Consider the following 25,346-nt stretch of genomic DNA (forward strand, 5'->3'; position numbering starts at 1 on the left):
CGCGGGGTGCTCAGCCCGCGAGCACCCCGCGCACGAACGCGTTGGTGAACTTCCCCGCCGGGTCCAGCGCCCCGGTCAGCGCCCGGAAGTCGGCCAGCCGCGGGTACAGCGCACGCAGCTCGCCCGCCGGGACGGTGAACACCTTCCCCCAGTGCGGGCGGGCCGCGAACGGGGCGAGCGCCGCCTCCAGCCGCCGCACCACCGGCAGCACCGCCGCCGTGTCCTCGACCCAGGTGAAGTGCGCCGCCACGGTGTCCCGGCCGTAGGACGGGCTCAGCCACTGCTCGTCGGCGGCGACCGTGCGGATCTCACAGGTCTGCAGCACCGGCGCGAGCGTCTCGCGTATCGCGTCCATCGCGTGCAGGGCGGCCAGGGCGTGCTCCCGGGGCATCAGGTACTCCGACTGAAGCTCGGCGCCGCTGCTGGGGGTGAACTCGGCACGGAAGTGCGGCAGCCGCTCGTGCCAGGGCCCCGGCACCCCGAACTGCTCCGTGCAGTTGACCGCGGGCATGCCCGGCACCGGGTGCATCTTCTCGGTGGCCGGTGCCGCGAACGGGAAGCCGTCCAGCGGCCGGTCGGTGCGGCGCTTGAGCCACACCTGCCGGAAACCGGGCGCCCGCCAGTCGGTGAACAGGCTCACGCTGTACGCCGCCGCCATCACCGTCTCGAACGTCCTGGTGTCGAGCCCGGCCAGCGGCAGCTCGGTGAAGACGTGCTGCTCCACCTCGTAGGCCGGCTCCAGGTCGAGGGTGAGCGAGGTCACCACGCCCAGCGCGCCGAGCGAGGTCACCGCCCCGCCGAACCGCTCGTCGCCCCGCGCGATCACCACGGTCGCACCGTCCGCCGTGACCAGCTCCACCTCGCGCACCACCGACGCCAGCGAACCGTTGCCCACCCCGGAGCCGTGCGTGCCGGTCGCCACCGACCCGGCGACCGAGATGTGCGGCAGCGAGGCCATGTTCGGCAGTGCCAGGCCCCGCGCGTGCACCAGCCGGGCCAGCTCCGCGTACCGCACACCGCCGCCGACCCGGACCGTGCGGGCCGCCGTGTCCACGTCCACCACGGACGGCAGGTCCGCCAGCGACACCAGCACGCCGCCCTCGCCCGGCTCGGCGATCTCGTTGAAGGAGTGCCCGCTGCCCAGCACCCGCACCCCGGCGCTGTCCGCCACCAGGGCCCGCAGCGCGTCCAGGGAGCGCGGCCGCAGCAGCTCCTTGGCGGTGTACGTGATGTTGCCGGCCCAGTTGGTCACCGTGATGTCGCTCATAGCGCGGAAACCTACCCGGCGCGCCTGGAGGGGCCCCGGGCGGGAAGCCTCTCCGGCGGGGGCATACCGTGAGAAGTCGAACGCCGGACCCGGGAGGAGACACGGGATGGACAGCCGTACCGCGCTGGTCGAGGATCTGATGGAGCGGTTCCCGCACGTACCGCGCGAGGCCGTCTTCAAGGAGGACCTGCTGCGCGGCGGTGTGGCCTTCGATCCCTCCGCCCTCAGTGACAACGAGGACGGCGAGGTCAAGCCGAAGTCGTACTTCATCTTCTCCTTCGACCACGGCACCCTGCCCGAGCTGGGCGAGGCCGCCCTGCGCCGCCCGCCCGAGGAGATCATCCTCACCGGCGGCCCCTACGACCTGCGCCGCACCGTCGTCTCGGTCCGCGTGAACCCGGCCTCGCCCTACCGGGTCGCCGCGAGCGAGGACGGGGTCCTCGGCCTCTACCTGGACGGCAAGCGGATCGCGGACGTCGGTGTGCCGCCGATGCCCGAGTACTACCGGCACAAGCTCTCCAACGGGAAGTCGGTCATGGAGGTGGCCCCGACCATCCAGTGGGGCTACCTGATCTACCTGACCGCGTTCCGCGTCTGCCAGTACTTCGGCGCCAAGGAGGAGTGCCAGTACTGCGACATCAACCACAACTGGCGCCAGCACAAGGCGGCCGGGCGGCCGTACACGGGCGTCAAGGACGTCGACGAGGTCCTGGAAGCGCTGGAGATCATCGACAAGTACGACACCGCCAAGATCTCCACCGCGTACACGCTCACCGGCGGCGCGATCACCTCGAAGGTCCAGGGCCTGGACGAGGCCGACTTCTACGGCCGGTACGCCAAGGCCATCGAGGAGCACTTCCCCGGCCGCTGGATCGGCAAGGTCGTCGCCCAGGCCCTGCCCAAGCTGGACGTCCAGCGCTTCAAGGACTACGGCGTGCAGATCTACCACCCCAACTTCGAGGTGTGGGACGAGTACCTGTTCAAGATGTACTGCCCCGGCAAGGAGCGCTACGTCGGCCGCGACGAGTGGCACAGGCGCATCCTCGACTCCACCGAGGTCTTCGGCGCGCGCAACGTCATCCCCAACTTCGTCGCGGGCGTGGAGATGGCCGAGCCCTTCGGCTTCAAGACCGTCGACGAGGCCATCGCCTCCACCACCGAGGGCCTGCGCTTCTTCATGTCGCACGGCATCACTCCCCGGTTCACCACCTGGTGCCCCGAGCCCACCACCCCGCTCGGCAAGACCAACCCCGACGGCGCCCCGCTGGAGTACCACATCCGCCTGCTCCAGGCCTACCGCCAGACCATGGAGGACTTCGGGCTCTCCTCGCCCCCCGGTTACGGCCCGCCCGGCGCCGGCAACGCGGTCTTCTCGGTCAGCTCCTTCATGGACAGCCTGCCGGCGGACGCGCCCGTGGAGGTCTGAGCGGACGGTTCGCGGTTATCCGGTGGCGCGCTCCCTGAGCGCGCCACTAAGGTGACGGATGTTCGAGCGGCGGCCGCAACGGCCGCCGACAGGGGTTTTTCGAGGAGGTGTCGACCCATGGCTGTCACTGTGACGGGCGCTGCCCGCATCCAGGAGCCCATCGAGTCCACCTCCTTGGCCACCGGCTGATCTCAGCCGCTCCCTGAGATCCCACGTCGGGGCCGCACCCCGAAGGGTCACCCCCCTTGACTTCCACGTCCTCCACCTCCGCCCACTCCGCCCTGTCCTCCTACGGCTGGGACGACGACTGGGCCGACGCGTTCGCGCCGCACGCCGCCGAAGGGCTGCTGCCCGGCCGGGTCGTCCGGGTCGACCGCGGGCAGTGCGACGTCGTCACCGCGGACGGCGTGCTGCGCGCCGACACCGCGTTCGTCACGCCGCACGACCCGCTGCGCGTCGTCTGCACCGGCGACTGGGTCGCCGTCGAACCGGACGGCAACCCGCGCTACGTGCGCACGTATCTGCCACGCCGTACCGCCTTCGTGCGCTCCACCTCCTCCAAGCGGTCCGAGGGGCAGATCCTCGCGGCCAACGTCGACCACGCGATCGTCGCCGTGTCGCTCGCGGTCGAGCTGGACCTCGCCCGGATCGAACGGTTCCTCGCCCTCGCCTGGGAATCGGGGGCGCAGCCCGTGGTCGTCCTCACCAAGGCCGACCTCGTGCCCGATCCGGTGACCCTGGCCCACCTCGTCCAGGACGTGGAGACCGCCGCGCCCGGCGTGCCGGTGCTGTCCGTCAGCGCCGAGCAGGGCGAGGGGCTCGACGTGCTCGCCGCCGTCGTCTCCGGCGGCACCGCCGTGCTGCTCGGACAGTCCGGCGCCGGCAAGTCCACCCTCGCCAACGCGCTGCTCGGCGAGGACGTCATGGACATCCAGGCCACTCGTGACGTCGACGGCAAGGGCCGGCACACCACCACCACCCGCAACCTCCTCGCCCTGCCCGGCGGCGGCGTGCTGATCGACACCCCCGGGCTGCGGGGCGTCGGGCTCTGGGACGCGGGCAGCGGGGTGGACCAGGTGTTCGCCGAGATCGCGGAGCTGGCCGAGCAGTGCCGGTTCCACGACTGCGCCCACGAGAGCGAGCCGGGCTGTGCCGTCCTCGCCGCCATCGACAGCGGCGAACTGCCCGAGCGGCGGCTGGAGAGCTACCGCAAGCTGATGCGGGAGAACCAGCGCATCGTCGCCAAGACCGACGCCCGGGTGCGGGCCGAGATCCGCAAGGAGTGGAAGCGCCGGGGCGCCATCGGCAAGGCGGCGATGGAGGCCAAGAGGGGCGGCCTGCGCTAGCCCTCCCGGTCCCGCAACGCGATGTCCGATTTCCGCCAGCCCGGTCCTCCGGTCTGGCGGAGACTGGACAGCGTGACACGGACAGCGCGGACAACGCGGACAGCGGAGCACACGGACACGCACGAGGACGTCAGGTACGAGGCCGTGCGGAGCCGGGACGCCCGGTTCGACGGCGCGTTCTTCTTCGCCGTCGAGACGACCGGCATCTACTGCCGGCCCAGCTGCCCCGCGGTCACACCGAAGCGGCGCAACGTGCGGTTCTTCGCGACGGCCGCCGCCGCGCAGGGATCGGGCTTCCGGGCCTGCCGGCGGTGCCGTCCCGACGCCGTGCCGGGCTCCGCGGACTGGAACGTCCGCGCCGACGTCGTCGGCCGGGCCATGCGGCTGATCGGCGACGGCGTGGTCGACCGCGAGGGCGTCGCCGGACTCGCCGTGCGGCTCGGCTACAGCGCCCGCCAGGTGCAGCGGCAGCTCACCGCCGAGGTGGGCGCCGGACCCGTGGCCCTCGCCCGCGCCCAGCGGGCCCACACCGCCCGCGTCCTGCTCCAGACCACCGGCCTGCCGGTCACCGAGATCGCCTTCGCGTCCGGGTTCGCCAGCGTGCGGCAGTTCAACGACACGATCCGGACCGTGTACGCCGCCACCCCGAGCGAGCTGCGCGCCGCCGCCCCGGCCCGCGACCGGGCCGCCCGGCGCACGGCCACCCCCTCCGCCGGTGTCCCGCTGCGCCTCGCCCACCGGGGCCCCTACCAGGTGGGCCCCGTCTTCGACCTGCTCCAGCGGGAGGCCGTCGCCGGCGTCGAGGAGGTCGGCGGCGACCCCGGCCACCGCGTCTACCGGCGCACCCTGCGCCTGCCGTACGGCACCGGGATCGTCGCCGTCCAGGAACGGCCGGGCCCGCCCGGCACCAGCACCGGCAGCGGCGGCTGGCTCGACGCCCGCCTCCACCTCACCGACCTGCGCGACCTGACCACCGCCGTACAGCGGCTGCGGCGGCTGTTCGACCTCGACGCCGACCCGTACGCCGTCGACGAGCGGCTCGGCGCCGATCCCCGGCTCGCCCCGCTGGTCGCCGCCCGCCCGGGGCTGCGCTCACCGGGCACCGCCGACCCCGACGAACTGGCGGTGCGGGCCCTGGTGGGGCGCGCGGAGGCCGAGCGGCTCGTCCAGCGGTACGGCAAGGTGCTCGACGCGCCCTGCGGCACCCTCACCCACCTCTTCCCCGAACCGGCCGTCCTCGCCGAGGCCGCGCCGCACGGCACCCCGGGCGCGCTCGCCGCCGCCCTCGCCGACGGCGCCGTACGCCTGGACCCGGGCGCCGACCGGGACGACGCCGAGCGCGCCCTGCTCGCCGTGCCCGGACTGGACGCCCGTACCGTCGCCGTCGTGCGCACCCGCGCCCTCGGCGACCCGGACGTCGCCCCGCCCGGCCCCGCCGTCCCCGACACCTGGCGCCCCTGGCGCTCGTACGCACTGAACCACCTGCGCGCAGCAGGAGAGTGGGAGAACGACCGATGACGACCACGACCTACTGGTACGAGACGGACAGCTCCGTCGGGCGGCTGCTCCTCACCGCCGCCCCCGACGGCGCGCTCACCTCCCTCTCCGTGCCCGGACAGAAGGGCGGCCGGAGCGTCCAGGACGGCTGGCGGCACGACGCCGGGCCCTTCCGGGCCGCCGAGGAGCAGCTCGGCGCCTACTTCGCCGGGGAGCTGACGGAGTTCCGGCTGCCGCTGCGCGCCGAGGGCACCGCCTTCCGGGAGCGGGTGTGGGCCGCCCTGGACGAGGTGCCCTACGGGGCGACCACGACCTACGGCGAGATCGCCGCCCGGGTCGGGGCCTCGCGACCGGCGGTACGCGCGGTCGGCGGCGCGATCGGCGCCAACCCGCTGCTGATCCTGCGTCCGTGCCACCGGGTGATCGGCGCCGACGGCTCCCTGACCGGGTACGCGGGCGGACTGGAACGCAAGACCCGGCTGCTGTCGCTGGAGGGCGCCCGGCTCAGCCGGCCAGTACCGCTCCCAGCCACGCCCCGGTGATCAGCAGGCACGCGAACAGCTCCGTCAGCAGGTCGGCGCCGCCCTGGCGCATCGCCGTCCGCAGCGACGCCATCGCCTCGCCGTGCCGCCCGAGCCGCAGCCGCTCGGCGAGGTAGATGCCGCCCATGAAGCCCGGGATCGCGCCGAGCACCGGGATCAGGACGAAGCCGAGGACGGCGCCCGCGCCCGCGTAGGCCGTCAGCCGGCGCATCGCCCGGTCCCGGCGTCTCCTGCGGGTCGGCAGCGCCCAGCGCACCGCCCGCGACAGCAGCAGCGCGACGGTGGCGCCGACCAGGACCGCCCACGCGAGCGGCTGCGGATCCTTCAGCGCCCACCACAGGACCCCGGCCCACACCAGCCACGACCCGGGCATGCCGGGCAGCAGGACGCCGCACAGCCCGAGCAGAATGACCAGGCCGGCCAGCAGGAGGTCTCCCGCTCCCATCTGTCCAGGGTGCAGGAGTCCGGCCCGGTCCGCAGAAGTCGGGCCAAGGGGGCTCGTCAGTGCTTCCTGGCCACCCAGTCTCTTTCATAGGCATGCCAGCCCAGTTGGAGCCGGGTGGTGACCCCGGTCAGCTCCATCAGGCGCTTCACCCGCCGCTGCACGGTCCGCAGGCCCAGGTCGAGCTGCTTGGCGACGCTCGCGTCGGTCAGTCCGGCGAGGAGCAGCGAGAGGATCTCCAGGTCGGTGCCGTCGGGGGCGTCCGGGCCGTGCTCGCTCACGCCGGCACCGCCCAGGCGCAGCGGCAGGGCGTCCCGCCACACCGCCTCGAACAGCCCCGAGAGCAGTTCGAGCAGGCCGCTGGCGTGCACGACCAGCGCGGCGGGCTCCGAGGAGTGCGCGGTGAGCGGCACCAGGGCGAGCGAGCGGTCGGCGACGACCAGCTTGGTCGGCACCCGGTCCACGACCCTGACCTGCTCGTCGCGGCCCAGCGCGGCGGTCAGCTCGGTGATGCCGGACGGCAGGTCGAGGACCGACCGCTCGACCACCACCCGGTAGCGGACACCGCGCCCGGTGGCCTGCTCCTCCGCGTCGTTCTCCATGCCGGTCACCGCCACCGGCTTGTCGGTGACCAGCGCGCACACCTCCTCGCTCGCGCCGAGCTGGAGCTGGAGGAAGCGCTGGGCGACGGCCGCGGCGCCGGTCACCACCTCCACCAGGTCGTGCACCGCGGGCTCGGCCGCCGCCGCCCGGTACTCCTCCGCCAGCAGCGCCGCCGCCAGTTCCGCCCGCTCCAGCTCGTGCCGCTGCTGGGTCAGCAGGGCGCCCAGCGCGACACCGGGCGGGGCCGCGACCCAGCGTCCCGGGCGGGCCGAGGACTGGGCGGCGAGCCCGTTCTGCTCCAGGCGGCGCAGCGCGCGCTCGGTGTCCCGCTCGCCGAGCGCCAGCCGCCGCGCCAGATCGGGCACGTCGGCCGCGCCCACCGACACCAGCGCCCGGTACGCCGCCTCGTGCGTGTCCTCCAGCCCCAGCACTCCCAGCATCAGGCGCCCCTCCCCGAGAACCATGATCATCAGCAGTCGCGGGGATCCTCTGTGGCGGAAAACGGCCACGGCGCAAACCCGCCTGCGGACATCATCGCCGTACCGCCGGTCACTCTGCCAAGGTGGCGTCGCCGGGCGGTCCTCCCGTGGGGGGTGGGGCCGCCCGGCCACCCACCTCGGAGGACTGTTCGACGCGTCCCCCGACACGCCGCCCGGCGCACGCCGGTCCGCCCGAATTTTCCGATGCCCCGTTCTCATCCGGCTCCGTCGGTGGACAATCAGGAGCATGAGTCAGCAGGGGGGAAGGCCCACCGGTCCCACTGAGCCTGAGGACGACTGGTGGGGGCAGCTGTACGACGACTCCACCGACGACACCGGTCCCACGGCCGCACCCGATTCCCTGGACGACCGCTTCGCCTCGGCGTCCGGCACGGTGGCCCGCGGACCGGACCCCGGCACCGACGACACCACGAACCGGCCCCTCCCGGACCCCGCCCCGCCCACGCCCGGGCAGCCGTGGTGGTCCCGGACGGAACCCCCCGCCGTCCCCGGCCCCCGCGCCGCAGAACCCGACACCGACGCCCCGCCCCGGCCGCCCGGGGCCCCGTGGGAGCCGCCGCCCGCGATACCGGCCGGGCCGGTGAGTTTTCCGCAGCGGCGGCCGGAGGGTGAGCGGTCCGGTGCCCCGGCGGGCGGGCCGGGGTCCGGTGCGGAGGAGCCCGTGTCGCCTCCGCGGTCGGGTGGGCGTCGGGACGATGCCCCGCGCGACAGTGGCCCGCCCCGGCCCGGGGCCCCGTGGGAGCCGCCGCCCGCGGGACCGGCCGGGCCGGTGAGTTTTCCGCCGGGGAGGACGGGGGGCGAGCGGTCCGGTGCGGGTGGGGCCGCGTCGGCTCCGGGGGCCGGTGGGCGCCGCCGGGATGGCGGACCGCGTGGGCTGACCACCTCGGGGACCGGTGCCGCCGACCTCAGCGAGCCGCCCGAGGCGGCCCCGCCGCCCCGGACCGTGACCGACCTGCCCCCGCTCCCGCCGCCGTTCCTCCCCTCGTCGGACTACGTCGGCACCGGGCCGCCCACCTACGACGCCGAGCCCACCGCGCTGCCGCCCGCCGACCCCGACGGCCTCGACGGGCTGGTCCCGGACACCGTGCTGGAGGGCGCCCGGTACGGGACCTGCACGCTGCGGGCCGTCTCGGTGCGCGGGGACTCCCCGCGCTACCGGGGCGAGCCACGGCGCGACGCGCTGCTCGTCGCCCGGTTCGGCGCCGGTGAGCAGGCGCTGGTCCTGGTGGCGATGGCCACCGGCGCCCGCGCCACCGCCGGGGCGCACCGCGCGGCGGCCGAGGTGTGCCGGTGGATCGGACGGGCCGTGGGCCGCAGCCACGCCCGGCTCGCCGAGGACCTGCGGGCCGCCCGGCGCGGCGACCTCAAGTCCGGCCTGCACCGCCTCACCGACCGCAGCCTCGGCCGGCTCCGGGTCGGCGCCGCCGAACAGGGCCTCGCCCCGGACGAGTACGCGGCCACCCTGCGCTGCCTGCTGCTGCCCGCCGACCCCGAGTGCCGCACGCGGGTCTTCTTCGGCGTCGGCGCGGGCGGACTGCTCCGGCTGCGCGACGGCGCCTGGCAGGACATGGAGCCGGACGTCGGTGAGGTCACCGGCGCGCCCGTCCTCGGCTTCGGCTCCGAGCCCAGGGGCGCCCCCGGCGACGCGCCGAGCGAGACGCCCGAGGGCGACCGGCTCACCATGGACCTCGGCATCACCACGGCCCCGGGCCCGTTCGACGGCCCGACCGCCGAGCCGCCCCACGAGCCCTTCCGCTTCCGGGCCTCCGTAGCCCGCCCGGGTGATGTGCTCCTGATGTGTACCGCGGGCCTCGCCGAGCCGCTGCTGAACGAGCCCGGACTGGGCGAACTCCTCGCGCGACGATGGGCGGGCCGCCCGGCGCCCGGACTGGGGGAGTTCCTCGCCGACAGCGGCGTGAGGGTCAAGGGATACGCGGACGACCGTACGGCCGCCGCCGTTTGGGAGGCGTGAGACCGCTCGCTGTGGCATAGCTGGACCCATGGCCAAACAGAACGTCGCGGAACAGTTCGTCGACATCCTCACCCGTGCCGGGGTCGAGCGCCTCTACGGAGTCGTCGGGGACAGCCTCAACCCGGTGGTGGACGCCGTGCGCCGCCATTCCGGCATCGAATGGGTGCATGTGCGGCACGAGGAGACCGCCGCCTTCGCCGCCGGGGCGGAGGCGCAGATCACCGGGAAGCTGGCCGCGTGCGCCGGCTCCTGCGGCCCCGGCAACCTGCACCTCATCAACGGGCTCTACGACGCCCACCGCTCGATGGCCCCCGTCCTCGCCCTGGCCTCGCAGATCCCCTCCAGCGAGATCGGCCTCGGCTTCTTCCAGGAGACCCACCCCGACCAGCTGTTCCGCGAGTGCAGCCACTACAGCGAGCTGATCTCCAGCCCGAAGCAGATGCCGAGGCTGCTGCAGACCGCCATCCAGCACGCCGTCGGCCAGGGCGGCGTCAGCGTCGTCTCGCTGCCCGGCGACATCGCGGACGAGCCCGCCCCGGAGAAGGCCGCCGAGACCGCGCTCGTCACCTCCCGGCCCACCGTCCGGCCCGGCGACGAGGAGATCGACCGGCTGGTGCGGATGATCGACGACGCCGACAAGGTCACCCTGTTCTGCGGCAGCGGCACCGCGGGCGCGCACGCCGAGGTCATGGAGTTCGCCGGGAAGCTCAAGGCACCGGTCGGGCACGCCCTGCGGGGCAAGGAGTTCATCCAGTACGACAACCCGTACGACGTCGGCATGAGCGGGCTGCTCGGGTACGGCGCCGCCTACGAGGCCACCCACGAGTGCGACCTGCTGCTCCTGATCGGCACCGACTTCCCGTACAACGCCTTCCTGCCGAACGACGTGAAGATCGCCCAGATCGACGTCCGGCCCGAGCACCTGGGGCGGCGCTCCAAGCTGGACCTCGCGGTGTGGGGCGACGCGCGGGAGACGCTGCGCTGCCTGATCCCCCGGGTGAAGGAGAAGAAGAGCCGCCGCTTCCTCGACCGGATGCTGAAGAAGCACGCGGACGCCCTGGAGGGCGTGGTCAAGGCGTACACCCGCAAGGTCGACAAGCACATCCCGATCCACCCCGAGTACGTGGCCGCCCTGCTCGACGAAATGGCCGACGACGACGCGGTGTTCACCGTCGACACCGGGATGTGCAACGTCTGGGCGGCTCGTTACATCTCGCCCAACGGGCGCCGCCGCATCATCGGCTCCTTCTCCCACGGTTCGATGGCGAACGCGCTGCCGATGGCGATCGGCGCCCAGTTCACCGACCGGCGCCGGCAGGTCGTGTCGATGTCCGGCGACGGCGGGTTCACCATGCTGATGGGCGACTTCCTCACCCTCGTCCAGCACGACCTTCCGGTGAAGGTGGTGCTCTTCAACAACTCCTCGCTCGGCATGGTGGAGTTGGAGATGCTCGTCGCGGGCCTGCCCTCGCACGGCGTGGCCAACAAGAACCCCGACTTCGCCGCCGTCGCCGAGGCCTGCGGTGCCTTCGGCGTACGGGTGGAGAAGCCCAAGGACCTGGCGGGGGCGCTGAAGGCGGCGTTCAAGCACAAGGGGCCCGCCCTCGTCGACGTCGTCACCGACCCCAACGCCCTGTCCATCCCACCGAAGATCAGCGCCGACATGGTCACCGGCTTCGCCCTGTCCGCCTCGAAGATCGTGCTGGACGGCGGCGTCGGACGCATGGTCCAGATGGCCCGTTCGAACCTGCGCAACGTCCCCCGGCCGTGACCGTGCGGACAGCCGGTCCGAAACCGGATGACTGGCGAGGGCCCGAACGGGCAAGGCTTCCCCCGTGAAGATGTTCGACCGGAGCGGGACAGACAGTGGGACAGACAGGGGGAGACGACATCAGCGCGCCGACGGGGGACATGAGGAAGCAGCGGCTGCCACAGCTCAGGCGGCGGCTCGGCCGGGCGGACCTGCGGGCGGTGCCCGAGGCCCGGCGGGCCCTGCGTGAGCTGCTGAGGCACTGGGGCGGGCCGGGCCAGTCGGAGGTCGCGGAGCTGCTCACCAGCGAGCTGGTCACCAACGCGCTCGTGCACACCGAGGAGGGCGCCGTCCTGACCGCGACGGTCGGGCCGCGCGCCCTGCGGGTGGAGGTGCGGGACTTCGTGGGCCACGGACGGCAGCCCCGGCCGCGCGCACCACGGGAGGAGAGCACCAACGGCCGAGGGCTGGTCCTGGTCGAGTCGCTCGCCGACGACTGGGGCGTCCGGCCCTGCGAGGTGGGCAAGTCGGTCTGGTTCGAACTGGGCGCGGAAGCGGCCTGAGGCGCCGGGAACCCGGCGCCTCAGGCCGTCTGCGGTACGGTGCGCGGCTCTAGCCGAACTGCTGCTCCAGGTCCTTGAGCTTGCGCTCCAGGGAGTCCAGACGGGGCAGGGCTTGGGTGTCGTCCTCCGCGGTGAGGTCGACGGTCTCCACGCTCATCTGGTCAGACCCGCTCCGCACGGGCTGCAGGGAGGGCCGGCGGCTTGCCGCGGGCAGGTGCTCCGGGGTCGATATGGCAGGCTCCGCGGTGGCGCGTTCCGAGCCCCGCTCGACCTGCTGCACCTCGACCTCGACCTGACGGCCGCCGCGCCCCGGGAAGCCGCGGTGGCCGTGGCCCCGGCTGATCGCCTTGAGCTGCGCCCGCTCCAGCCGCTCCTGCTCGCGCCGCCGGAGCTTCTTCTCCTCCTTCTGGCGCCGGTCGTCGCGCACCTCCTCGACCGCCTCGTCCAGGCTGCGCACGCCCTCCAGGAGCATCAGCGACCAGGCGCGGTAGGTCTCCCGGGGCGCGCGCAGCCAGCGGACCATGCGGATCTGCGGCAGCGGACGCGGCACCAGGCCCTGCTCGCGCAGCGCGGCCCGGCGGGTCTGCTTCAGGGCCCGGTCGAACAGCACCGCCGCCGACAGGGACATGCCCGCGAAGAAGTGCGGGGCACCGGCGTGGCCCAGGCCGCGGGGCGCGTGCACCCAGTTGAACCAGGCCGCGGCGAACGCGAAGGCCCACACCAGTATCCGCGAGCCGAGCGCCGCGTCACCGTGGCTGGCCTCGCGCACCGCGAGGACGGAGCAGAACATCGCCGCGCCGTCGAGGCCGAACGGGACCAGGTACTGCCAGCCGCCGCTCAGGCCGAGGTTCTGCTCGCCGAAGCCGACCAGACCGTGGAAGGAGAGCGCCGCGGCGACCGCCGCACAGCAGAAGAGCAGGACGTAGGAGAAGGTGCCGTAGAGGGCCTCCTTGCGCCGGCGCCGCTCCTCCATGCGCTCCCACGAGTCGTCCGCGCCCGCGTCCTTCCCCGAGGAACGCTTGCCGCGCGCGAGCACCGCCACCGCCGCCAGCATGCCCAGGAGCAGCACGGCGCCCGGAAGCAGCCAGTTCAGCGATATGTCGGTCAATCTCATCAGGGGTCCCTTGCAGTGGGATAGGGCGTAACGCCCGCCATGGTGGCCCAAACCCAGCGGCCCTCAGGGGGTTTCGGGGCAAGAGGCCGCCAAGGGAGTGCGAAGGGGGTGCCCAGGGCGGCGTTCTGCTCGAACTGCCGCATGAGGGGCGGGAGTTGAGTTCGAATAAGACTACCCGTACGAGTGGTTCCACGGAAAGTTCCCGCGACGGGTGGGGGAGTTGTGAAACAACCCGAACGATCTTAGCCGACGGCGCGTCAGCCCGCCGTGGCGAGCAGCTTGCCGACGCGGTCCGCGTCGCAGGTCCGCGGGCAGGTGGCGCAGGTGTCCTCGGGGCGCAGGGTGTAGAACATGCAGCAGCTCGCCCGGTCCCGGGTGTGCAGCGGTTCGCCGTCCGGCCCCTTCAGCTCGCGGAACGCCGCGTCCCCGACGTACGGCTTGGTCGCGCCCGGCAGCAGCAGCTCCAGCTCGTGCCGCGCCCGCTCCTGCTCGTCGAGCAGATGGGCGACGTACCACAGGCCCTCGACGACCTCGTCGGTCGCCATGCCCCACAGGGCGCGTCCGCGCCGCCGCATCCGGGGGCCGAATCCGGCCAGGACCGGCTCCAGGTGTTCGGCGACCGCGGCCCGCACCTCGGCGCGCAGCTCCTCCTCGTCGGCGACCACCCGGGCGCCGGGCAGACCGGCGGCGGGGTCGCCGGGGAGGCAGGCGAAGGAGGTGGCGCGTACGGCCATCCGGCCGAGGGGGAGTCCGGGGGCCGTGCGGTCGTAGGCCACGTGGGCCGCGGGGTGGCGGGGCACCCGGCGGTGCAGGAACCACGGCACGGTGATCAGCAGACAGGCCGGCCACGCGTACCGGTGCAGGCCGAAGCTCGCGATCACGTCAGGACGGGCCCGCTGTCCGTAGTCCCGCAGCACCTGGGCCTCGTCCCAGGCGAGGAACGCCGCCAGCTCGGCGCCGCCCGCGGCGAGCGAGGCGGCGGTGACCCAGCCGTCGCCGCCGGGCACCTCGTCGGCCGCGGTCAGCTCGGTGACGCCCAGCCCGGGCAGGACCTCGGACAGGCGCGTGTACGCGTCCGTGAAGGCCGTACGGGCGACAGGCATGCGGGACCACCGATCCACGTCGGGACAACGGGCTGCTTAAAGGTAAGCCTTACCTTACCCACAATGCTTGGGATTTGAACTGACGGCCCCTGCGCTTATGGTGCTTGGCAGACAGGTGACAACCCGCCGTAATGGCCCCAAGTACCGACACGTCCCGCAGGAGGACCCGTGAAGCACAGCGCGCAGGGCGCGGCCGGAACGGGTACGGGTGCGGCGGCCGGAGCGGTGCGGATCCCGGTGCAGCCCGGGGCGGCGGACGTGGACCGGGGCCGGGACGGCCGGGCGCGCGGTGCCGGGGAGCCGGACGGCGCGGCGCGCGGTGAGCACACCCACGGCGAACCGCCCGCGCCGCGCCCGCGCGGCCTCGTACGGCGTTCCTCCGTGCGCGGGCAGATCCTCGACGCCCTGCGCTCCGCGCTGGTCACCGGTGAACTGCGGCCCGGCGAGGTCTACTCGGCGCCCGTGCTCGGCGAGCGGTTCGGCGTCTCGGCCACTCCGGTACGGGAGGCCATGCAGCAGCTCGCCCTGGAGGGCGCCGTCGAGGTCGTCCCCAACCGCGGCTTCCGCGTCGTCGAGCGCGGCGACCGCGAGCTGGCCGAGCTGGCCGAGGTCCGGGCCCTGATCGAGGCCCCCGTGTGGCTCCGGCTGGGCCGTACGGTGCCCGCCGAGCGCTGGGCGGAGCTGCGCCCCCTCGCCGAGGCCACCGTCCGGGCCGCGTCGTCCGGCTGCCCGGCCACCTACGCCGAGGCCGACCGCGCCTTCCACCGCGCGGTGCTCGCGCTGGCCGGCAACGAACAGCTCGTCCGGATCGCCGGTGACGTGCACCGTCGCACCCAGTGGCCGCCGGCCGGCTCGCCCTCCGTACGCGGCCGCGCCGACCTGGTCGCCGACGCCCACCAGCACACCGCGTTGCTGGACGCGCTGATCGCCGGCGACCCGGACACGGTCCGGGCCCTGGTCGGGGAGCACTTCACGGGCACCGCCTGAGCCAGGGCACCGTCCGAGCGAGGGCGCCCCCTGAGCGGAGGCGCCCGGCTTGGGTGGCTGTGGCTACGGGACCTCCTGCCGTTCCGTACGGCTCGCGGGTACCTGCTTCCCGGTCTTCCCGGTCCTCCCTGGCTCCCTGCTGCCGCGCCCCTCGCCGCCCCTGCGGCGCCCGGGGCGGGACCCGGTGGTGCGGCCGTGCAGTTCGATGGCCAGGGGAGAGGCGGTGAAGACCGACGAGTACGTGCCGACTCCCACGCCGATCAGCAGCGCGAGTGCGAAGTCGGTGAGGGAGTCGTCGGCCAGGATCGCCAGCGAGGCGAGGATGAGCACCGCGCCCATGCCCGTGTTGACCGTGCGCGGCAGGGTCTGCAGGATCGCGTCGTTGGTGAGCCGGTCGAACGGCGTCTTGCGCTCCTTGCCCAGCAGTTCCCGGACGCGGTCGAACAGGACCACCGAGTCGTTGACCGAGTAGCCGATCACGGTCAGCAGCGCGGCCAGGAACACCCCGTCGATCGGCTTGCCCAGCCAGGCGAACACACCCACCAGGATGACCACGTCGTGGGCGAGGGCGCCGACCGCGGCCGTGCCGAACAACAGGCGGAAGCGGACCGCGAGGTACGCCAGCTGCGCGGCCAGGGCCAGGCCGAGGGCGATCAGGGCGTCCCGGCGCAGCTCCTCGCCGAGGCTCGGGCCGATCAGCTCGTCGCGGACCTTCTCCGTCTCGCCGCCCAGCTCGGCGACGGCCTTCGTGACGGTCGCCGCCTCGGCGTCGGTCAGCTCCTCGGTGCGCACCGTGAGGTCCCCGTCCCCGGAGGACTGGACGACGGCGCGCGGGAAGCCCGCGTCGGCGAGCGCGTCCCGGGCCCGGTCGGGATCGACCTGGCCGGCGGTGGAGTACTCGATCAGCCGCCCGCCGGTGAACTCGATGCCGAAGTCCAGGCCCCGCACCAGGATGCCGGAGCCCGCCACCACGAGAACGACCAGGGACGCCGCCAGCCAGCGGCGCGGCCGGCGCATCAGGAACGGGTCGCGGCGCAGCAGGGCGTCGCGGACCGGGCCGGTGGACGAGATGCCGGTGATGCGGGGGCGGCGGAAGACCGCCGGACGGCTCGCGGCGAACTCGGCGAGCACCCGCGTGATCACCAGGGCGCTGACCATCGACGCCAGCACCCCGATGCCGAGCGTGACGCCGAAGCCCTTCACCGGTCCTGAGGCCAGGAAGAACAGCAGGGCGGCCGCGATCAGCGTGGTGACGTTGGAGTCGGCGATCGCGCTGAAGGCGCTGCGGAAACCGGCGGTCAGCGCCGACCGGGTGCTGGGACGGGTGCGGGCCGCCTGTTCCTCGCGGGCCCGCTCGAAGACCAGGACGTTGGCGTCCACCGCCATGCCGATCGCCAGCACGAAGCCCGCGAGGCCCGGCAGGGTCAGGGTCGCGCCGACCGCGGCCAGGGCGGCGTAGGAGATCAGGCCGTAGCAGAGCAGGGCCACGGTCGCCAGGGCGCCCATCAGCCGGTAGACGACGATGATGAACAGCGCGGTCAGCGCGGTGCCGATGACGGCGGCCCAGGCACCGGCCGAGATGGCCTCGTCGCCCAGGGTGGCGCCGATGGTGCGCTGCTCGATGGTCTCGACCGGCACGGGCAGCGCGCCGCCCTTGACGAGCAGGGCCAGTTCGCGGGCCTCGGCGTCGTCGAAGGAGCCGGTGATCTGCGTGGAGCCGCCGGTGATGCCCGCCCCGCAGGACACGGAGGGGTCGACCTGCGGCGAAGAGATGATCTTGCCGTCCAGCACGATGGCGACCCGGCGCTGCGGGTCACCGGCCGGGTTGCAGGCCGCCTCGCCCGTCACCCGGGCCCAACGGTCGCTGCCGGCGTCCTTGAAGTCGACGGTGACGTGCCAGCCCGCGCCGCCCTGCTGGTCGAAGCGCGCGTCGGCACCCTTGACGTCCTGCCCGGTCAGCGTGGCGGCCTTCAGCCGCAGGTACTGGCCGGACTCGTCGGGCAGCACCCGCTCGCCGTCCGCGCCGGACGCCTTCTCCTCCTTGCCCCCGGCCCCGTCAGCGGGCTTCTCCGCCGGGCCGAGCACCGAGTGGACGGTGAGCTGCGCGGTGCGGCCCAGCACGTCGGCGGCCTGCTTCGGGTCCTGTACGCCCGGCAGTTCGACGACGACGCGGTTCTCGCCGGAGCGGACGATGGTCGGCTCGGCGACACCGAGGGCGTCGATGCGGCCGCGCATCACCTCCACGGTGCGGTCGGTGGCCTCCCGGTCGGCCTCGGCGGTGTCGGTGGACTTGGTCTCCAGCACGATCTGGGTGCCGCCGCGCAGGTCGAGCCCCAGGCGGACCGGCATGGTCAGGGCGATGGCCACGGACGCGGCGAGCGCGGCGAGCGCGGCGAGCGCGCGGACGTTCAGGGAGCGGGAGCGGGACCGCGAACGGGCGCGGGAAGGGGGACGGGAGCGTTTCAACACGGGCCTCCGGCGGGCACGCCGCGGCGGCGGCCGAGCGCGGCCGCGGCGGAAGAAGATGACGGGGTGGTCGGGGTGTGCGTCTCAGGTGCCGGAGGAGACGGGCGGCGCCCGGCCGCTGTCGTGGCTCGCGCGGCCGGGGGAGACCGGCACCGGACCGGGCGTCGCCGAGGTCCGTGCGTGGGCACCGGGGGCGGTGCCCGCGGTGCGCGCCGCGGTGGCCGCGTGCTGGTCCGGTGCCGCCGGGCGCTCGCCCACCTGGTCGTGGCGGGCCCGGGGCTGGGCGGCGCAGACCGGCGTACAGCCGTCGTCCGCGTGGAGGTCGAGGGCCGGATGGGGAACGGCCGTGGCGGCGGCCGCCGCGAGGGGACCGCCGGGGCCCACCTGGGCGCCGGCCGCGGGCCAGGCCGGGACCAGCGGCAGCAGAACGGTCAGCAGCACCGTGAGCACCGTCGCGAGGCGGTGGCGCATGCGCCGTTCCCTTCCGTGGTGGGTGAGCGGACCGGGGGAGCCCGTGGCCCCGGCCGGGGAGTGGACGGCCAGGGCCACGGGCGGTCGCGGGGGGACCGTCAGGGCTCGATGAGCCCGGCGCGGATGGCGTACCGGGTCAGCTCCAGGCGGTCGCGCAGGCCCAGCTTCTGCAACAGGTTCGCCCGGTGCCGCTGGACGGTCTTGATGCTGATGAAGAGGATCTCGGCGATCTCCTTGGAGGAGTGGCCCTCGGCGACGAGCTTGAGGACCTCCTCCTCGCGCGGGGTGAGGATGTGGTCGGAGGTCTCCTCGCCGTGCCGCACCCGGTCGAGGTAGTTGCGGATGAGCGCCGTCACCGCCCCCGGGTACAGGAAGGGCTCGTCGCGCATCGCGGCCCGGCAGGCGGCGACGAGGTCCCGGTCGGCGACCGACTTGAGCACGTACCCGCAGGCGCCCGACTTCAGCGCCTGGAACAGGTACTGCTCGTTGTCGTGCATCGTGAGCATCAGGATGCGCAGCCCCGGTTTCAGCGCGGCCAGTTCGCGGGCCGCCTGGAGGCCGGTGAGGCGGGGCATCGCGATGTCCAGGACCGCGAGGTCGGCCTCGTGGGCCCGCGCCATGTCGATGGCCTCCGCGCCGTCCCCGGCCTCGGCCACCACCTCCAGGTCCGGTTCCCGGTCGAGGATGAGGCGCACGCCGCGGCGCACCAGCGCGTGGTCGTCGGCGAGCAGGATGCGGATCTTCGACGCGGCGGACGGCTCGGATCGGGACGGCTCGGACCGGGACGGGTCGGACAGGGAGGGGTCGTACATGGTCAGGGCTGCTTCCTGGGAAGGGGTGCGGTGAGCCGGATGCGGGTGCCGGCGCCGGGCGCCGACGTGATGTCGAGGTCGGCCCCGACGAGCAGGGCCCGCTCCCGCATGCCGCGGATGCCGGCGCCCTCGTGCGCCGCCTCGATGCCGCGGCCGTCGTCGGCGACGGTGAGCGTCACCGCGCCGTCGGCGCGGGCCAGACCCACCTCCAGGCGTTCGGCGTCCGCGTGGCGGGCGGCGTTGGTCAGACTCTCCTGCGCCACCCGGTAGAGGACCAGTTCGGTCTCGTGGTCCAGGACCGGCAGGTCGGCTTCGAAACGGCGCACCACCCGCAGACCGGTGTGGGTGGCGAAGTCGTGCGTGAGCGAGGACAGCGCGCTGATCAGCCCGAGGTCGTCCAGGACGCCGGGCCGCAGCCGGCGCACCAGGCGGCGGACCTCGTCCAGGCTCTCCCGGGTGATCTCCTGCGCCTGGTGCAGCTCCTCGCGCAGCGGCTCGTCGGCGTCGTCCGCCGCCCGCCCCAGGACCAGCAGGATCGCGGTCATGCTCTGCCCGACCTCGTCGTGCAGCTCCTGCGCGATGCGGCGCCGCTCCGCCTCCTGGGCGAGCAGGACGCGGGCACTGCTCGTGGCCCGCTCGTTCTCCAGGCGGTCCAGCATCGCGTTGAACGTGCGGATCAGCTCCGGGACCTCGCCGCCGCCGGCCACCGGCAGCCGCTGGCCCGGGCGCAGCAGGTCGACGGTGGTCATCAGCCTGGTGAGCCGCTCCAGCGGGGCCAGGCCCCAGCGCAGCAGGGCGCCGTTGGCCACCAGCATGACGCCCATGCCGACCACGAGGACGACGGCCTCGGTCAGCAGGATCGGCACGGAGACGGTCACCGGAGCCCACAGCAGCAGCGCCGTGGCGAAGCCCAGCACCACCGCGTTGAGCCCGAAGATCCGCCAGAACAGGGACACCGGGGGTACGCCTCCTTCGGCGACGTGTCGATTCGGTACGCCTCTACTGTCGGTCATCGCGCACCCTCGGTGGGAGCTGCGGCCCAGGTAGCGACCGAGCAAGCGACCAGCGTGCCCCTCCCGGACCCGTCCGGTCGATGGGGCCCGACCCCCATTTCCGGCTCGCCGCATACCCATACGGCCGCCCCCGCGCGCGTACGCCGAGTGGATCCCGCGCCCCCGGGCAAATGGGTCCTGCGCCCGATGGGTTTCCCCGGGCGGCCCGGCCAGGGTTGAGGACGACCGGGCCCGATCGGCCCGGCGCTCGGCATACCCGCAGAACCTTCCGAGAAAAGGACCACCCACCGTGTCGCTCGACGCCTCCCGCATCGAACCCCGCCCCGAGCGGCTGCCCGCTCACGAGGCGCGCCAGCGCCTCGAACACGCCCGCAACACCCGCATCACCCAGCTGCGGGCCCTCGACGAGAGCGGCCAGGCGGACGATCAGCTGATGTCCGCGCAGAAGGCCGCGATCGAGCGGGTGCTCAAGGAGATCGACGAGGCCTTCGCCCGGGTCGAGGACGGCACCTACGGCGCCTGCCTGGGCTGCGGCAAGCCCGTCCCGGGGGAGCGCCTGGAAATCCTCCCCTACACGCGGTACTGCGTCGCCTGCCAGCGCCGCGCCGCCGCCTGACCGGCGTTTCCCGGTCCCCGTCCACAACCGTCCCTCCCGCCCTGCCCAAGGGGTGAAGTGGTGAACAACCAGATCATCGGCGACCGCGACACGCGTCCGTCGCCCCTGTCGCCCGAGGACCTCGCCGCAATCCGGGACGACCTCCGGGAGCAGCGGCTGTTCCGCGAGGACCAGCTGCGCCAGATCGCCGCGGTCCCGGCCCGCACCGACGCGCCGGTCCAGCGGCGGTCCGCCGCGCAGACCGAGGTCCGGGTCAAGCTGGCGGCCTCCGCGCGCATGGTCCTCGCCGACGTGGAAGCGGCGCTCGACCGCATCGTCGAGGGCCGCTACGGCCGGTGTCATCTGTGCCGGCGCGCCATCGACCGCGACCGGCTGATGATCGTGCCGCAGGCCCGCTACTGCGCCCGCTGCCAGCAGGTGCGGGAGGCCGGACGATGACCCTGCTCCGGCGGTCCCGAGCCGCCCCGTCCCGGCACCGGCCCTGGCCGCTGTGCCGGCGGTGCGGCGGCGTCGCCCTCGACATGGGCAGCGCCCGTACCCGCGCCTGGGTCGCCGGGCGCGGGATGATCCTCGACGTGCCGACGGTGACCTTCCCCGGCACGGGCGCGGTGTACCCCATCCAGCGCGGCTCCATCGTCGACACCCAGGGCACGGCCCGGATGCTCGACCGGCTGCTGGGCCACCGGCTGCCCCGCTTCGCCCGTCCGGTGGTGGTGGTGACCGCGCCGGTGCTGGGCGGGCCCGCCTACCGGGCCCAGGCCCGTACGGCCGTGGAGGTGCTGCGCCCGCGCAGTGTGCTGACCGTGCCCAGCGCGCGGGCGGTGGCCCTCGCGGCGGGCGCCGACCTGTCCCGGCCGCTGCTCGTCATGGACATCGGCGCCCATCTCACGGAGGTGGTGCTGCTGGTGGACGGCGCCGTGTTCGACGCCCGCCGCACCGCGCTGGGCACCGGGGACATCGACGACGCGACCCCGTCCGCGCGGATCGGCGAGGCGCTGGCCGACATGACGACCTCGATGCTGCGGCAGGACTGGCGGGCGGGGGCGCGCTGCGCCCCGAGATCACCTGCCGGCTCGCCGACCGGCTGCACGTGCCGCTGCGCGCGGTACCCGCACCGCACACGGCGGCCGTACGCGGCGCCGCGATGCTCCTGGAGGCCGCCCACACCCACCCGTCGACCACGGGCACCGACCCACCGGACGACCACCCGCACTGATCCGGTGCCCCGGCACCGCCCGCCCCGGCCCCGGACCGGCCCCCACTCCGCCGTCGGGTCCCGCCCCAGGCCCCAGCCCCGCCATCCCGCCCCCGCTCGTACGGCCGGCGCCCGCCCCGGCGCCGGCCGTACCCCGCGTCCGCCCTGCGCCCCCGTCCCCACCCCCCACCCACCCGCCGTCCCGTTCCGCTCCGTTCCGTCCGACCCGCCGTCGACGCCGTTCCCCGGCGCCACGGCGGCCGATCCGGCTGCCCCCAGCCAGGAAGGAGGCACACCGTGGCCGGCGAGATCCCGCAGGCCCAGCCACCACCCGCCGATCCCGGTGCCGAGCCCGCACGACACCCCTACCTCCTGCTGTGGCGGTGGCGGCGCAACCCGTTGCGGCGGCCGAGCGACCGGCTGGCGGCGTGGATCTCGCTCGGGCTGGTGCTCGCCGTGCTGGTGGCGGCCCCGGCGGCGATGTTCGGGGTCGGCGACAGCGCCTACCGGCACTACCGGAGCACCGCCGAGCACGAGGCACGGACCCGGGACCACCGTCCCGCGGTCCTGATCCACGACGCCCCGCGCCATCCCGAGCCGGGGTCGGACGAGGCGAAGAAGGCCCGCTACCCGGTGCCGGTCGGCTACACCGGTCCGGACGGGGTGGGCAGAACCGGCACGACCGAGGTCGAACCGGGGCTGCCGGCGGACAGTACCGTCCTGGTGTGGGTCGACGCGGAGGGCCGGATCACCGAGCCGCCGCTGACCGTGGAGCAGATCCGCAGCCGCACGATGGGCTGGGCGATCCTCGCCTTCCTGGGCGTCGTCCTCACCGGCCTCGCGGCGCATGCCGCCACCGGCCTCGTGCTGCACCGGCGCAACCTCGCCCAGTGGGACGCGGCCTGGGCCAGCACGGCCCCGCGCTGGAGCAGACACCCGTGACGACGCCCGTCCCGGCGCGGCTCCCTCACGCCGTCGCCGCGCCCGCCGCCGGCGGCGTCAACTGCCGGGCCAGCCACGTCGGTACGCCGCCCAGCAGCCGGAACAGCCGCCGCGCCTCCTCCCGCAGCCGGGACGCCTCCGGCTCCGACTCGGCGTCCGCGAGCGAGGCCAGTGCCGGAGCCGTACCGACGAGGTACCCCAGCTCCTCGCGGATGCGCAGCGACTCGGCGAAACCGTGCCGCGCCTCGGCCAGCTCCCCCTCCCGCAGGGCGAGTCCGGCCAGATGCCGCCAGGTGAAGGACTGGAGCAGCGGGTCGGCGTGCGCGGTGGCGCCCGCGTGGGCCCGCCGGTACGCCGCGCGGGCGGCCTGCGGAGAGCGGGTCAGGTTCTCCGCGACCAGCCCGCGCCGGAAATCCAGCAGCGCCCGTCCCCCGGCCCCCGGCGCGATCAGCGCCGCCGCCCGGCCCAGCGCGGCCCGCGCCTCGTCGGCCCGGTCGCGCACCCCGTGCACCGTGGCGGCGTACGCGAGCTGGCCCCGTTCACAGGCGGCGGCCCCGCGTTCGTCGTCGGTGTGCGCCAGGGCCTCCGCGGTGCGCAGCGCGTCCTCGGCCTCGGCCCAGCCCTGCTCCGTGTACAGGCACCGCTCCACCAGCAGCGCGGTCCGCCGCAAGGCGGTGTCCGCGGTGACCGGCTCCAGCAGGGCGGCCGCGTCGGCCCAGCAGCCGCGCGAGCGCAACCGCCATACCGCGGTCTGGAGCGGATCGTCACCTTCGGTCGTTCCCCAGCCAGAACCAGCCATGGCGGAATGCGCCACGTCGCCCTCCCCTTAGCACGCCATCGAGCTCTCGAGTGGTGGCCGCATCTCAGCACGGATCCGGCGGCCCGGCCAAGGGGATGGGTGAAAGATTTCACAAAGTCGTGGACTTGGTGCCGTCGAGGTTGGGGAACGCCTCGGGCCCGCCCGGGGCTCCCGCGTGCCCCGGGCCTCAGCTCATCCGCAGGGCCAGGAAGAAGTCCAGCTTGTCCTCCAGGCGCGACAGATCACGCCCCGTCAACTGCTCGATCCGCCCGACGCGGTAGCGCAGCGTGTTGACGTGCAGGTGCAGCCGGTTGGCACAGCGCGTCCAGGAGCCGTCGCTGGCGAGGAACGCCTCCAGCGTCGGGATCAGCTCGGCGCGGTGGCGGCGGTCGTAGTCCCTCAGCGGATCGAGCAGCCGGGCGGTGAAGGCGCGCCGTACGTCGTCGGGGACGAAGGGGAGCAGCAGCACGTGCGAGGCCAGCTCCTGGTGGCCGGCCGCACAGACCCGGCCGGGGCGCGCCGCGGCGACCCGGCGCGCGTGCCGGGCCTCCTCCAGCGCCCCGCGCAGCCCCTCCGCCGAGTGCACGGCCGCGCTGACGCCGAGCGTGACCCGCCCGTCGCCGTCCAGCCCCGCCGACAGCGGCTCCCGCACGGACTCCAGCAGCGCTTCCGCGAGGACCCCGGCCTCGCTCCCGTCGTGCTCGGTGGAGACCGCCGGCAGCGGTACGAGGGCGACCGCTTCCCCGCCGGTGTGCGCCACGGCGATGCGGTCCGACTGCTCGGGCCCGGTGGCGTGCGGGTCGACGAGGATCTCCTCCAGCAGGGTCTGCGCGACCCGGCCGGTCTGCTCGTCGCCGTCCTCCCACTCCACCCGGGCCACCACGACCTGCCAGTGCGGTGCCGCGCCGAGGCCCGGCAGCAGCACCGGCGCCGCCACCCGGAGCCGGGCCGCGATCTCGGCCGGCGCGGCGCCCGTCTGCACCAGCTCCAGGACCTCCTGGGCCAGCCGCCGCCGCACCGTGCGCGCCGCGTCTCGCCGGTCCCGTTCGACCGCGATCAGCTGGGTGACGCCGTACAGCAGGTCGAGCCGCTCCTCGGCCCAGTCCCCGGCGTCCGCCTCCACCACGAGGAGCCAGTCGGACAGCACCGTCTCGCGCACGTCCCGGCCCGCGCCCGCGCCCTGCGGGGCACGCGCTCCCTGGGGCGTCACGGGGGGCTGCCCCCGGCCGCGCACCGGGAAGAGGCTGTACGTCGTGGAGCCCACGGGCACCCGGTGCGGGGCGCGCCGGCCCGTACGGGTGGCCGCGAGGTGCTCGGCCGCCAGCTTGGCGCAGACCTCGGCGGAGAGCGCGGGCTCCGCGTCCTTCGGCCCGGCGACCTGCCGGCCGGTGGGGGAGAGCACCCAGGCCCGCAGGTCGAGGTCGGAGCCGAGCAGGTCGAGGACCACGTCGGGGCCGCCGCCCGCCGGTCCCGAGGTCATCATCCGGCGGTGCCGGTCGACCACGGCCGCGAGGTCCCCCGCCCGCTCGCCGGAGACCTGGCGCACCACGTGCTCGGTGATCGTCGCGAAGGCCACCGACTCGTGCACCGCGAACAGCGGCAGCCGGTGCCGCGCGCACGCCACCACCAGGTCCTCCGGCACGCTCCCCAGCTCCGCCTCACCGGCGGCCAGCGCGGCCACCTGGGCCTGCACGAGGAGGCGGACGAACGGCTCGGAGTCGGCGGCGTCCCGGCGCCAGGCCAGGCCGGTGAGCACCAGCTCGCCGCCCGAGAGATAGCGGCTGGGGTCCCGCAGGTCGGTGGTCATCACGCCGCGGACCGTGCGGTCCAGCTCGTCCTCGCCGCCGAGCAGCTTGAGGCCCAGCGCGTCGGTGTCCAGCAGTGCGCGCAGCCGCATTCTCGTCGCCGCCGTTCTTTGTC

The 25,346-nt window shown here is 74.5% G+C and carries 22 protein-coding genes and 1 pseudogene; 12 read left to right on the forward strand and 11 right to left on the reverse strand.

Annotated elements, in window-relative coordinates:
• Positions 1–10: 10 nt before the first annotated feature.
• On the reverse strand, positions 11–1,267 hold the full coding sequence (gene aldO, locus BZZ08_RS23125) for an alditol oxidase (RefSeq protein ID WP_104634169.1): 1,257 nt from the start codon (positions 1,265–1,267) through the stop codon (positions 11–13).
• A gap of 106 nt (positions 1,268–1,373) precedes the next feature.
• On the opposite strand from aldO, the gene BZZ08_RS23130 reads away from it, so the two are divergent.
• From BZZ08_RS23130 to BZZ08_RS23145, 4 genes are all read left to right on the forward strand, one after another.
• Complete coding sequence (locus BZZ08_RS23130; RefSeq protein ID WP_104634170.1) at positions 1,374–2,693, forward strand: radical SAM protein; 1,320 nt, start codon at positions 1,374–1,376, stop codon at positions 2,691–2,693.
• A gap of 245 nt (positions 2,694–2,938) precedes the next feature.
• On the forward strand, positions 2,939–4,039 hold the full coding sequence (gene rsgA, locus BZZ08_RS23135; RefSeq protein WP_104634171.1) for a ribosome small subunit-dependent GTPase A: 1,101 nt from the start codon (positions 2,939–2,941) through the stop codon (positions 4,037–4,039).
• A 21-nt stretch (positions 4,040–4,060) separates the two neighbouring features.
• Complete coding sequence (locus BZZ08_RS23140; protein ID WP_446750269.1) at positions 4,061–5,557, forward strand: DNA-3-methyladenine glycosylase 2 family protein; 1,497 nt, start codon at positions 4,061–4,063, stop codon at positions 5,555–5,557.
• Positions 5,554–6,078, forward strand: coding sequence for a methylated-DNA--[protein]-cysteine S-methyltransferase (locus tag BZZ08_RS23145; protein WP_104634173.1), 525 nt, complete (start codon positions 5,554–5,556; stop codon positions 6,076–6,078). The genes BZZ08_RS23140 and BZZ08_RS23145 overlap by 4 nt, the downstream gene beginning before the upstream one ends.
• On the opposite strand, the gene BZZ08_RS23150 is transcribed toward BZZ08_RS23145, so the two are convergent.
• Positions 6,041–6,523, reverse strand: coding sequence for a DUF456 domain-containing protein (locus BZZ08_RS23150; protein ID WP_104634174.1), 483 nt, complete (start codon positions 6,521–6,523; stop codon positions 6,041–6,043). The genes BZZ08_RS23145 and BZZ08_RS23150 overlap by 38 nt on opposite strands.
• 56 nt (positions 6,524–6,579) lie before the next feature.
• The gene (locus BZZ08_RS23155; RefSeq protein ID WP_104634206.1) at positions 6,580–7,563 is read right to left on the reverse strand and encodes a helix-turn-helix transcriptional regulator; all 984 of its coding nucleotides are present in this window, start codon (positions 7,561–7,563) and stop codon (positions 6,580–6,582) included.
• 286 nt (positions 7,564–7,849) lie between these two features.
• On the opposite strand from BZZ08_RS23155, the gene BZZ08_RS23165 reads away from it, so the two are divergent.
• The 3 genes from BZZ08_RS23165 (at position 7,850) to BZZ08_RS23175 (ending at position 11,908) form a co-directional block, all read left to right on the forward strand.
• Positions 7,850–9,595 carry a protein phosphatase 2C domain-containing protein gene (locus BZZ08_RS23165; RefSeq protein WP_104634175.1) on the forward strand — a complete coding sequence of 582 codons (1,746 nt, stop codon included), beginning with the start codon at positions 7,850–7,852 and terminating at the stop codon, positions 9,593–9,595.
• A gap of 28 nt (positions 9,596–9,623) precedes the next feature.
• The gene (locus BZZ08_RS23170) at positions 9,624–11,366 is read left to right on the forward strand and encodes a pyruvate dehydrogenase (RefSeq protein ID WP_104634176.1); all 1,743 of its coding nucleotides are present in this window, start codon (positions 9,624–9,626) and stop codon (positions 11,364–11,366) included.
• Between the two features lie 140 nt (positions 11,367–11,506).
• Complete coding sequence (locus BZZ08_RS23175) at positions 11,507–11,908, forward strand: ATP-binding protein (RefSeq protein ID WP_198601645.1); 402 nt, start codon at positions 11,507–11,509, stop codon at positions 11,906–11,908.
• Positions 11,909–11,957: 49 nt separating this feature from the next.
• Here the strand turns inward: BZZ08_RS23175 and BZZ08_RS23180 are convergent, their stop codons facing one another.
• On the reverse strand, positions 11,958–13,022 hold the full coding sequence (locus tag BZZ08_RS23180) for a DUF2637 domain-containing protein (protein WP_104634177.1): 1,065 nt from the start codon (positions 13,020–13,022) through the stop codon (positions 11,958–11,960).
• Positions 13,023–13,279: 257 nt separating this feature from the next.
• Positions 13,280–14,125 (reverse strand): (2Fe-2S)-binding protein, encoded by an 846-nt coding sequence (locus BZZ08_RS23185; protein ID WP_104634178.1) that lies wholly within the window; start codon positions 14,123–14,125, stop codon positions 13,280–13,282.
• Positions 14,126–14,293: 168 nt separating this feature from the next.
• Between BZZ08_RS23185 and BZZ08_RS23190 the strand changes: the two genes are divergently transcribed.
• Positions 14,294–15,112 (forward strand): GntR family transcriptional regulator, encoded by an 819-nt coding sequence (locus BZZ08_RS23190; RefSeq protein WP_104634179.1) that lies wholly within the window; start codon positions 14,294–14,296, stop codon positions 15,110–15,112.
• Between the two features lie 63 nt (positions 15,113–15,175).
• Here BZZ08_RS23190 and secD read toward each other — a convergent pair whose 3' ends face one another.
• The 4 genes from secD to BZZ08_RS23210 form a co-directional block, all read right to left on the reverse strand.
• Entirely contained in the window at positions 15,176–17,578 is a 2,403-nt protein-coding gene (gene secD / locus BZZ08_RS23195; RefSeq protein WP_104634180.1) for a protein translocase subunit SecD, read from the reverse strand.
• 84 nt (positions 17,579–17,662) lie between these two features.
• The gene (locus BZZ08_RS23200; RefSeq protein ID WP_104634181.1) at positions 17,663–18,049 is read right to left on the reverse strand and encodes a hypothetical protein; all 387 of its coding nucleotides are present in this window, start codon (positions 18,047–18,049) and stop codon (positions 17,663–17,665) included.
• Positions 18,050–18,147: 98 nt separating this feature from the next.
• Positions 18,148–18,861 (reverse strand): response regulator, encoded by a 714-nt coding sequence (locus tag BZZ08_RS23205; RefSeq protein ID WP_104634182.1) that lies wholly within the window; start codon positions 18,859–18,861, stop codon positions 18,148–18,150.
• Between the two features lie 2 nt (positions 18,862–18,863).
• Positions 18,864–19,817: a HAMP domain-containing sensor histidine kinase gene (locus tag BZZ08_RS23210; RefSeq protein WP_198601646.1), complete on the reverse strand. Its 954-nt coding sequence runs from the start codon at positions 19,815–19,817 to the stop codon at positions 18,864–18,866.
• A 346-nt stretch (positions 19,818–20,163) separates the two neighbouring features.
• Here BZZ08_RS23210 and BZZ08_RS23215 point away from each other — a divergent pair, with 346 nt between their 5' ends.
• The 4 genes and pseudogenes from BZZ08_RS23215 (at position 20,164) to BZZ08_RS23230 (ending at position 22,627) form a co-directional block, all read left to right on the forward strand.
• Positions 20,164–20,490 (forward strand): TraR/DksA C4-type zinc finger protein, encoded by a 327-nt coding sequence (locus BZZ08_RS23215; RefSeq protein ID WP_104634183.1) that lies wholly within the window; start codon positions 20,164–20,166, stop codon positions 20,488–20,490.
• A 57-nt stretch (positions 20,491–20,547) separates the two neighbouring features.
• Positions 20,548–20,928 (forward strand): TraR/DksA family transcriptional regulator, encoded by a 381-nt coding sequence (locus BZZ08_RS23220; RefSeq protein WP_104634184.1) that lies wholly within the window; start codon positions 20,548–20,550, stop codon positions 20,926–20,928.
• Positions 20,925–21,706: pseudogene (locus BZZ08_RS23225) on the forward strand (rod shape-determining protein). Before BZZ08_RS23220 ends, BZZ08_RS23225 begins: the two are co-directional and overlap by 4 nt.
• 276 nt (positions 21,707–21,982) lie before the next feature.
• Positions 21,983–22,627, forward strand: a complete 645-nt coding sequence (locus tag BZZ08_RS23230; RefSeq protein ID WP_104634185.1) for an Rv1733c family protein — start codon at positions 21,983–21,985, stop codon at positions 22,625–22,627.
• A gap of 25 nt (positions 22,628–22,652) precedes the next feature.
• Here BZZ08_RS23230 and BZZ08_RS23235 read toward each other — a convergent pair whose 3' ends face one another.
• Positions 22,653–23,441: a hypothetical protein gene (locus tag BZZ08_RS23235; RefSeq protein WP_104634186.1), complete on the reverse strand. Its 789-nt coding sequence runs from the start codon at positions 23,439–23,441 to the stop codon at positions 22,653–22,655.
• Between the two features lie 172 nt (positions 23,442–23,613).
• Complete coding sequence (locus BZZ08_RS23240; protein ID WP_104634187.1) at positions 23,614–25,323, reverse strand: PucR family transcriptional regulator; 1,710 nt, start codon at positions 25,321–25,323, stop codon at positions 23,614–23,616.
• Between the last annotated feature and the right edge of the window lie 23 nt (positions 25,324–25,346).

The sequence above is a fragment of the Streptomyces sp. MH60 genome, assembly GCF_002939385.1.
Taxonomy (GTDB): Bacteria; Actinomycetota; Actinomycetes; order Streptomycetales; family Streptomycetaceae; genus Streptomyces.